At 70.1% G+C, this 9149-nt stretch carries 10 protein-coding genes and 2 pseudogenes; 10 read left to right on the forward strand and 2 right to left on the reverse strand.

Going from position 1 to position 9149, the window contains the following annotated elements; genetic code table 11:
- The 5 genes and pseudogenes from HV826_RS35140 to HV826_RS35155 all read left to right on the forward strand — a co-directional run.
- Positions 1 to 567 (forward strand): annotated as a pseudogene (locus tag HV826_RS35140) (hypothetical protein); the annotation flags it as partial.
- Positions 557 to 2401, forward strand: a complete 1845-nt coding sequence (locus HV826_RS35145; RefSeq protein ID WP_255217567.1) for a hypothetical protein — start codon at positions 557 to 559, stop codon at positions 2399 to 2401. The pseudogene HV826_RS35140 and the gene HV826_RS35145, both read left to right, overlap by 11 nt.
- A gap of 30 nt (positions 2402 to 2431) precedes the next feature.
- Positions 2432 to 2806: a hypothetical protein gene (locus tag HV826_RS35150; protein ID WP_176421390.1), complete on the forward strand. Its 375-nt coding sequence runs from the start codon at positions 2432 to 2434 to the stop codon at positions 2804 to 2806.
- Positions 2807 to 2871: 65 nt separating this feature from the next.
- Positions 2872 to 2961: pseudogene (locus HV826_RS37735) on the forward strand (DUF5953 family protein); the annotation flags it as partial.
- A gap of 351 nt (positions 2962 to 3312) precedes the next feature.
- Positions 3313 to 3510 carry a hypothetical protein gene (locus HV826_RS35155; RefSeq protein WP_176421391.1) on the forward strand — a complete coding sequence of 66 codons (198 nt, stop codon included), beginning with the start codon at positions 3313 to 3315 and terminating at the stop codon, positions 3508 to 3510.
- Positions 3511 to 3539: 29 nt separating this feature from the next.
- Here HV826_RS35155 and HV826_RS35160 read toward each other — a convergent pair whose 3' ends face one another.
- The gene (locus HV826_RS35160) at positions 3540 to 3794 is read right to left on the reverse strand and encodes a hypothetical protein (protein ID WP_176421392.1); all 255 of its coding nucleotides are present in this window, start codon (positions 3792 to 3794) and stop codon (positions 3540 to 3542) included.
- A gap of 205 nt (positions 3795 to 3999) precedes the next feature.
- On the opposite strand from HV826_RS35160, the gene HV826_RS35165 reads away from it, so the two are divergent.
- From HV826_RS35165 to HV826_RS35185, 5 genes are all read left to right on the forward strand, one after another.
- Entirely contained in the window at positions 4000 to 4317 is a 318-nt protein-coding gene (locus HV826_RS35165) for a hypothetical protein (RefSeq protein ID WP_217918903.1), read from the forward strand.
- A gap of 53 nt (positions 4318 to 4370) precedes the next feature.
- On the forward strand, positions 4371 to 5195 hold the full coding sequence (locus HV826_RS35170; RefSeq protein WP_176421394.1) for a 2,3,4,5-tetrahydropyridine-2,6-dicarboxylate N-succinyltransferase: 825 nt from the start codon (positions 4371 to 4373) through the stop codon (positions 5193 to 5195).
- 61 nt (positions 5196 to 5256) lie between these two features.
- Positions 5257 to 5886, forward strand: a complete 630-nt coding sequence (locus HV826_RS35175; RefSeq protein ID WP_176421395.1) for a cupin domain-containing protein — start codon at positions 5257 to 5259, stop codon at positions 5884 to 5886.
- 25 nt (positions 5887 to 5911) lie between these two features.
- Complete coding sequence (gene dapE / locus HV826_RS35180) at positions 5912 to 7000, forward strand: succinyl-diaminopimelate desuccinylase (RefSeq protein WP_176421396.1); 1089 nt, start codon at positions 5912 to 5914, stop codon at positions 6998 to 7000.
- 167 nt (positions 7001 to 7167) lie between these two features.
- Entirely contained in the window at positions 7168 to 7572 is a 405-nt protein-coding gene (locus HV826_RS35185; protein WP_176421397.1) for a cell envelope biogenesis protein TolA, read from the forward strand.
- A gap of 77 nt (positions 7573 to 7649) precedes the next feature.
- On the opposite strand, the gene HV826_RS35190 is transcribed toward HV826_RS35185, so the two are convergent.
- On the reverse strand, positions 7650 to 9149 hold a 1500-nt coding region (locus tag HV826_RS35190; RefSeq protein WP_255217568.1), incomplete at its 5' end, for a hypothetical protein.

Genomic DNA, 9149 nt, shown 5'->3' on the forward strand with positions numbered 1-9149 from the left:
GGCGCGGGCGGGGCCTGGGGCGCGGTGGCGGGCGTGGGCGTGGATGCGCTGACCCCGACGGTGGACTTGCGAGCCCGGCTGGAGGGGCGCCTCCAGCGAGGAGGCTTTCGCCAGGGCGCCTTCGGCCCGGACTACGAGTTGGCGCGCTTCCAGGTGGCGGGCCCGGCCTCCATGCCGCTGGCGGAGGCGTCCTTCCCGGAAGGGTACTCGGCCTATGGTGAGGTGATTCTCAGTTGGGACGCGGTGCGTTTGAGCGGCATGCGCCAGCGACACTTCTTCCTCTCTCTGGGCGTGGAGGCCTTCTCCTGGGGCCGGGTGGACGTGGACGGGCGGGTGGAGGCGCAACTCTTCCACCGGGACTTCAGCCTGGGCGTTGGTGGGCTGGCGACGGCCATGGGCCAGCCAGGGGCGCGCTACCTCGTCTCGGGGGAGGCCCGGTGGCGCCTTCTGGGCGGCAACCTCTACGCGCTGGGACAGGGCGGCACGCTGCTGTTTCCCACGCCGGAGGGGACGCTGCGGCCGGGGGCCTTCGCGGCCGTGGGGCTGGGGGTGGACAATGCGCGCTGAGCGACCGCCGCGCGGCGGAGTTGGTCTGCTGCTGGCCCTGGCGCTCCTGACGGCGGGGTGTGCCTCGCTGCCCTCTCGTGCGGGCCCTGAAGGCACGCTGGCTGCTATCTCGAGCGCGGCGCCCATGGCGGCATTGGGGCACGGTGCGGTCGCGCGTCTCCCGGAGGACGACGCCCGCGAGGACTTCGACGAAGTGGAGGCCGCGGCCGGACCGCTGCTGCACCGCCGCCGGTCCACGCCGTCTCCCCTGAATCCCGGAGGAGGTGAGACGGCACCCCTGCGAGTGGCAGGCGCCCTGGCGGGCGTGTGCGGGGAAGTCCCCTCAGGCTGGCCGCGCCTGGACTCGGAAGAGGCGGTGCTGGTGCCCTTCCTCGAATGCACCACGCCAGCGGCCTTCCTGGCCTTGCAGCGCCAGGCGGACATGCCCCGGCTGGTGGAGGCCCTCTCGGACTGGAACGCCGTCCGACTGGGCGCCCTGGGCCCTCTGGAGGCCGAAGCCGCCCGCGTCCTCCTCAAGAAGCGCGCGGCCTTCCTCGCCACCGCCGCCCAGAAGCACGGCCTGGCCAAGGCGGAAGTCTTCGCCCTCTTCGTCCTCCACACCGCCCACGACGACGAGGTGCGGCGGCTGCTGCGCCTGCTGGCCGAGGACAAGCTGCTGACGCGCGCGCTGGGGGGCATGGAGGTGGTGCGCGAGGAGCTGAAGCAGCGAGGCATGGCCCTCACCGACTTCCCGGAGCGAGACTTCCGCGCGGGCGACATCGCGCGCGGGCTGGGGCGGGCCGCGGACGACGTCGCGACCTCCATTCCTGTCGTCGGAGGAAGCCGGAGCGTGGATGCGTCCGCGCTGCCCGCGCAGCTCCCACCGCCCTACCAAGAGGCACACCGGGAGGTGGAGACTGCTCTGCTTCTGGGGGCCTTCGCACCGGGCAACGTGGCCCTGGCGTCCTTTGACTCCCTCACCTTCGGCGTGCCGTTGGGCTTCTACCACCTGGTGGCGGGGACTGCGCAGGGCGGGGCCACCCTCGCCAGGGGCGAGTACGAGGAAGCCACGCGGCAGTTGGCGCCCGCGGCTCTCATGGTGGGCCTGTACGCGGGAGGAAAGGGGGCGCGTGCATTCCGTGAAGCCGGCCTCTCCAGTCAGGAGGGGGCACGGCTCCAGGCCGTAGTGCCTCGCGTGGAGGCGCTGAAGGCGGTGTTGGAGAGGTTGGAGGCGCGAATAGGCGAGAGCGCCGTGGGGGAACTGGCCCGGTACATCCAGCAGAGCCGCGAGGCGGCCATTCTGGTGGGGGAGTGGGGCGAGGCGGGCGCTCTGGCACTGCACGAGGCGCGGGGGAGCGTGCCTGCTGCGCGGCACTCCGTGCTGTCCGTCGCCAACTCCGACCGAGCCGGGCCTGCTTCAAAGCAGGTCCGTGATACTCAAGGTAGAGTATCGGCCGATCAGGTCCTCGGCCGAGAGACTGCGACGTCCCAGCCGGGCCGAGCAGATGTAGGAACCAAGGTAAATGCCAAAGACATCAAGGGCGCCCGGCCGTATGGACCTGATGGTCGCCCCGGGCATCCTGACGCTCATGGGGTCAGCCGGCAAGATCAAGCGAACATCATCAACGACCCGAAGTCGACGCTCTACCGCGGGACCAACGCCAACAATCGCCCTGTTGACCACTATCATCGCGACGGGACGACGGTCGTTACCGAGCAGGGAGATCCGACGCGCGTCATCACCGCGTTTGGCGCTCTCTCGACGAAGGACAGTCGCGGCCGTCCAATCAACCGGGGGACTGGAAAGCCGGCGAACCCACTCCCTGGTGGTGGTCCTTATGAGAGGTTGCGTTGAGTTTCTTATGCCCGCAATGGAGTTTGAAAAATGATGGATGTGGACCTGTGGTCGAAGCACGCCAAATGGATCGAGTCGTTATCGACATTCCTCGGCTGTCAGCTTCAGACCGTCCAGGGGAGTGAAGCCATTGGGGTTGATACCGCCTCTGCGACGCTAGAGGGGGTGATTGGGGCGCGGCATTCAGGGGTCGTGGTTGAGCTTGTTGTGAAGCTCTTGGTGACTCGAAATGATGACAGGGGTGTGTCGGTTTGGGCTCTTGTGTTTTTCTTTGTTGATAAGCGGCGCGTTTCAGAGGAAGGGAAGTGTTGTTTGGCAGTGGAATGGCGCGAAGATCAATGGATTCGACGCGGCTGGGAGGAGGACGATAATGGCGAGTGGGCAGGTCTTGAGATGCTTGATTGATGTTTGACTTGACGCGCGTGAGAGTTCTGTAGTGGGCTTGTTGTGCATAGAGGGGCGGTTGGGTTGTTCGGCTCGCCGCTACGCCGCTCGATTACGACAACCCTGCCCTCCTGGACGTGCTTCTGCGAGCCTACGAGCGCCTCTCGGCGATGGGAGGGCGCTCAGCGCCTTGCCCCCTCTGCTCGGGGCGCTCCCTCTCGGATGTCTGCGAAGATAGGGTGTCCATCCGGGAGGTCACTTACGTGGGGGAGCGCCGGCCCGGCGAGGTCTTCGCGAGAGAAGAGCAGCGGTGGAAAGCTGGTCGGGTACATCCTTCCCGAAGACAAGCCCTTCGGAATCGTGACCAAGGTAGAACCATGAACCGCTTGGCATGGCTGGCATGTTGCGTTGCTCTCTCGGGGTGCTCGCTGCTCCAGCGTCCCTTCCGTCCAGTGCGGGCTCCGCCTGAGGAGGCCGCGAAGGTCACCTTTCCATTCTCACTCTCCGAAGACGAGGAGCAGGGGCTGATGCGAGTCCCGGGCCCCGTCGCCGCGGCGATTGAGCTCGCCATGGATGATTTCCGGCCTCGCGACGTCAAGCCCCACCGAGGCGCCACGCCAGACGAAGTCTGCATGTATCAGCGAGAGTCGTTCAACGTGACGACCATTCCCGGGCCAAAGGGAATTCTGTTCGTCCGCTTCACGCTCAGCCCGGGCGCCCGGTGAGCGTCAAGGTAGATGTCGCGTGAAAGGATTCAACCGATGCGCTTCAACTCCTGTACTGCCGGGGTGAGGTTGGGAGAGGGGCCGAGGCGGACGGGGCCCGCGGGCGTCCAGTCGCGCGTGTCGCGGCTCCAACGCTCGGGGTGACGGGCTTTGGCGCGTTGGTACACCTGGTGGCGTCGGGCCAGCAGCGCGCCCTCGCGGCCGAAGTGCCTGTCCTCGGGCGTGACGTAGCGGATGGCGGAGTGGCGGTGCTCGGTGTTGTACCAAGCCACGAAGCGCGTCACCCAGCGGCACGCGTCCCCGTCGTACCGTACGGCGTCGCCTCCTCACGCTTGTCTGGTGCCCAACCAAAGGTCGCCGAAAGTCCAAGAAACCCAGGAAGATTCAAGCTTTGCTCGGGGCAAGCGGCCGAGCGGGAATCCGGCACCGTCGGACCGCTCCCGGGCACGGCGCGGGGCACCCAGCTTTGGGGCACAGGAGGTGACACCCATGGCGTGGCCGACAGTCGCGTCGCCCTACGAGCGGCGCTCCCTCACCAGTGGTCTGCGGGTCCGGGACGAAAGCGGGGCGATGCTGGGCTACGTGGCCCTCATTGGCCGCGAGCACCTCTACGCGCGGCGCTGGCCCTTCAGCCGGCGGTGGACGGAGTTCTCGCTGTCGCGCGTGCGCCATGTCTCCCGGGACTCGGTGTTCCTGGAGGGGCAACTGCCGGGCCGGGTGGTTGCGGCCGACAAGGGCGCACACGCGGAGATTCCCACGCAGACCCTGCCGCTGGCCGAACTGGACGAGGCGTCCACTCCCGCCTGAGCCCTTCAACCAGGTGCGGCGCGGCGCGGGGTTTTGTGCTTCAAGGAGGCGCCATGGCCTCTATCGAAGAGCTGTCCCAGAGGGTGTCCGCCGCGTTCGCGGACCGGACGTTGTTGAAGGACGCGGCCCACGTGGCCGCCGTGCGCGAGACGCTGGCGCGGCTGGACTCGGGTGAGCTCCGCGTGGCGGAGAAGGGCGTGGACGGCTGGAAGGTGAACGCCTGGGTGAAGGAGGCCATCCTCCTGTTCTTCGCGGTGTCGGAGATGCAGGTGATGGAGGTGGGCCCCTTCGAGTTCCACGACAAGGTGCCGCTGAAGAAGGGCCTGGAGGCGGCGGGCGTGCGCGTGGTGCCCCCGGGCACGGTGCGCTACGGCGCCTTCGTGGAGAAGGGCGCGGTGGTGATGCCGGGCTACGTGAACATCGGCGCGCGCGTGGGCGCGGGCACCATGGTGGACACGTGGGCCACGGTGGGCAGCTGCGCCCAGGTGGGCAAGTACGTCCACCTGTCCGGCGGCGTGGGGCTGGGCGGGGTGCTGGAGCCGCCTTCCGCCTCGCCCGTCATCATCGAGGACGGCGCCTTCCTGGGCAGCCGCTCCATCGTCGTGGAGGGCGTGGTGGTGGAGGAGGAGGCGGTGCTGGGCGCCAACGTGGTGCTCACCGCGTCCACGCCCATCATCGACGTCACCGGCCCCGAGGAGCGCGTCTTCAAGGGCCGCGTCCCCGCGCGCAGCGTGGTGATTCCCGGCATGCGTGAGAAGCAGTTCCCGGCCGGCAAGTACATGGTGCCGTGCGCGCTCATCATCGGTCAGCGGACGAAGTCCACCGACCAGAAGACCAGCCTCAACGCCGCGCTGCGCGACTTCGCGGTGGCGGTGTAATGGTTGAAATCCAGCAGCCCTCGCGCGCCGTAGTAGGCGTGTGACGGCACGGAACGGGACGATGGCGCACCATCTGGACGACATCCTGCCCGAATGGGCACTGGGGCTGCTGGAGGCCCCGGCCCGGGCGGCCGCCTCACGGCACCTCGCGGAGTGCGCGAGGTGCCGTGAGGCGGCGGACCGGCTGGTGTCCACGCACGCGGCGCTGGCGTCGCTGGTGGTGCCGCCCCCTGAGGTGTTGTCCCGGTTGATGGACCAGATGGAGGGCCCGGGGCGGCTCGCCCGCTTCGCGGACCGGGTGGCAGCCTTCTTCGACCTGTCTCGCGAGCGGGCGCTGGCGCTGCTGGACGCCGTGAGCGACCCGGCCGCGTGGATGCCCGGACCAGTGGAGGGCTCGGAGCTGATGCCGGTGGAGACGGGGCCCGCGCGCGAAGGGACGATGGCCGCCATCCTCCGGCTCCACCCCGGGGTGCGCTACCCCCGGCACACGCACCACGGCCGCGAGTGGAACCTGGTGCTGGAGGGCGGCTTCCGCGAGGACGACGGGCACGAGGTCTGGCCCGGCGAGGAGTTGGAGAAGACGGACGGCAGCGCGCATGGCTTCACGGCGCTGACGGAGGGGCCGGCGTGTCTGTGCGCCTCCGTCCTGGAGGGCGTGACGCACTTCGAGGAAGCGTTCGCGGACGGCTGACGCCCGGCGCTATGGTGGAAGGCGTATGGCTTCCATCGACCTCGCCACGCGGCTGGCTCACACCACGCTCGAGCTGTGCCGTATCTCCAGCCCCATCACCCAGGAGGGGCCCATCGCCGACCATGTGGAGCGCTGGGCGCTCCGGCACTTCCCTCGGGAGGAGGTGTTCCGGGTTGGCCACACGCTGCTGCTCGGCAAGCTGGAGGATGCGCGCCCCACGGTGGCCCTCATCGGTCACCTGGACACGGTGCCCGCGCACCCCAGCGACGCGGGCCGTGAGGCGCGCATCGAGGGTGAGCGCATCTTCGGGCTGGGCGCCTCGGACATGAAGGGCGGCCTGGCGGTGATGATGGCGCTCGCGGAGGACCTGCGCCGCGACACGCTGCCGGTGAATCTGGCCTTCCTCTTCTATGAGCGCGAGGAGGGCGCCTACGCCGAGAGCGGCCTCATCCCGCTGTACGAGAAGCGGCCGGACCTGGCGAAGGTGCGGTTCGGCATCGCCATGGAGCCCACCGACAGCGTGGTGCAGGTGGGCTGCGTCGGCTCCATGCAGGTGACGGTGCGCTTCACCGGCCGCAGCGCGCACTCCGCGCGGCCCTGGCAGGGGGAGAACGCCATCCACAAGGCGGGGCCGCTGCTCGCGGAGCTGCTCGGGCGTCAGCGCGTGGAGGTCGACGTCGCTGGCTTCCCGTTCTACGAGGTCATCAACGCCACGCTCGCCAAGGGGGGCCGCGCGCGCAACGTCATCCCCGAGGCCTTCGAGCTGAACCTCAACTACCGCTTCGCGCCGGGCAAGAGCATTGAGCAGGCGAAGGCGGACGTGCACGCGCTCGTCGCCGGGCGGGCCGAGGTGGAGTTCACCGATGCGTCGCCCAGCGGCCCGGTGGTGGCGGGCAACCCGCTGTTCCAGAAGCTGATGGCGCTCACCGGACTGCCCGCGGCCTCCAAGCAGGCCTGGACGGACGTGGCGCGCTTCGGCGAGTGGGGCGTGGATGCCATCAACTTCGGGCCCGGTGAGACGTCCCAGGCGCATCAGGCCAACGAGAGCGCGCCCATCCCTCCGCTCGCGGACGCGTACGAGAAGCTCGCGGCCTTCCTGAAGGGCGCGAGCTGACGAGGACTCGTCGCGGGACATGCCCTCCAGGGCATGAGGCCCGCGCGCGGTGCACGTCATTCGTCCGCTGTCGTTCATCTGCGTGCCTTCACCGCACACGTCCTGGCGTGCGTGGGCGTACCCTGCTCATGCATCGCCTGCAGTCTTCCTCAACCGGAGCCGACTGAATGACGAACGAGTCCGTCAATCCGCAGATTACCGACGATGTCTCTCCCTCCCCGGCGGAGGCGGGCCTTTCGCCCACGCCGCGGCGCCGCACCGCCACGAAGCGCAAGAGCGCTTCACGCACGGGCAGCACGCGGAAGTCCGCGCGCAAGGCCACCACCAAGCGCGGGGCTCCGCGCGCGAAGAAGACGGCGGCGGCGCGCGGGAAGACGGCCACCCGCAAGTCCACCACGCGCAAGTCCGCGACCCGTGCCACCGGCCGCGGCGCGCGCAAGGCCACCACGCGGAAGACGGGGACGGCGGGACGGACCGCCCGCAAGACGGGGACGCGCGCCGCCGCGACGAAGCGGACCACCACGCGCGCGGGCGCCCGGAAGTCGTCGGCCCGGCGCACCACGCGCCGCTGAGACCCTGACGCGGACATGCACTTCGGGGCCATGGGGGCTGGACACCCATGGCCCTTGGCATTTCCGGAAGTCGCCGCTCAGCGCTTCAGTCGCAGCAGGAAGACATCGCCCCGCGCGGAGCCCTGGCGTCCGGTGCCGAAGTCCGTCTCGCGGTCCGTGTGGCCGAAGAGGAAGACATCCCCGTCGGGCAGCACACCCATGGAAGAAATGGCTTCCAGGCCATACAGCTCGCCTCGCGGCAGGGGTGGGTCCGACAGAAACATCGTCGTGAGAAGCGACGTCCCCGCCGCGTCGTATCGCAGAGCCACCGGCTGCGCCGAGCCCATGCCGTCCTTGCCCGCCACGCCGTCCTCGATGCGGTTGTAGGTGAAGCCCGCCACCATCAGCTCCCCAGCGGGCGCCAGCGCGAGCGCGTCCACCTGGACCCCGTCCCCCAGGCCCTTGGCCCAGGTCTCCTGTCCGTCCGCCTTGGCGGAGACGACGAAGGGGGTCTCCCGGAACGCATGCCCCGGCACCTGCGCGTCGCCCCAGCCCACGGTGCCCAGGAAGGGGCCCGCGGCCACCACGGTGCCCTCGCCGTCCATCGCCACATCGCGCACGGTGCCGCGTGCCTGCCGCAGGGCCTTGGTCCACGTCAGCGCGCCACCCTGGTAGAGCGCGACAAAGGGGCTGCCGGCCTCGGTGGCGCCCACCTGCTGAGCGCCAAAGCGCACCGTGCCCTCGTACTGGCCGCCCACCGCCATGCGCCCGGCGCCATCCACCGCCAGCGCCGTGAGCGCCACGCGCCCGCCCCCCTGGGGCTGGCCCACGGACAGGGCGGCTTCGGCCACGCCTTCACGCGAGTACGTCACCACCACCGCGCCAGCGCCGGTGACGCCGTTGCCGAAGTCCGTGCCACCCGGCGCGTTGAAGGCCGCCAGCGCCCGTCCCTGGGCGTCCACCGCCAGGTCCGCCACCGCGAGGCCGGTGCCCGCGGGCGTGTTCGCCCACAGGACGTTGCCGTCCGCGTCCATCCGGACCACGAAGGTGCCGTCCCCCAGCTTGTGGCCGAGGAGGTCCAGGACGCCCTCCGTGGTGCCGGCGATGACGATGCCGCCCGCCGGGTCCGCGGCGATGCGGCCCCGGACGAACGCGCGCAGCTCCAGTGGCGCCTCCGGGGCCCTCACGTCGAAGGCCTTCTGCCAGCGCGTCTCGCCCGTGGGCGCGCGCCGCGTCAGCACCAGCTTCGCCCGGTCATCCGTGGGCTGCAGGCTGTCCAGGTCATCGATGTCATGAAGCGACAGCGTGAGGAGGTCGCCACTGGCATCCACCGCAGCGCCCAGCGCCAGGTCGTCCTGGGGCGTGCCCTCGCGCTGCAGCCACAGCGTGCTGCCTGGCCCCGGTGGTGGCGGTGGCGGACGCGGTGGTGGCGGTGGCACGCCGGGCGGCCGCTCTTCCGGAGGCGTCTCCGGACCAGGGGCCTCCTCGGGGGGCGCGACGCAGTCCCCCGTGGGCTCCTCCGTACAGCGCTCGTCTCCGGGGAGCTCGCCCGTGCTTCCTCCGCCGCAGCCCATCCCCAACCCCGCCCCACCCAGCAC

Source organism: Myxococcus sp. AM010 (assembly GCF_013372585.1).
Taxonomy (GTDB): Bacteria; Myxococcota; Myxococcia; order Myxococcales; family Myxococcaceae; genus Myxococcus; species Myxococcus vastator.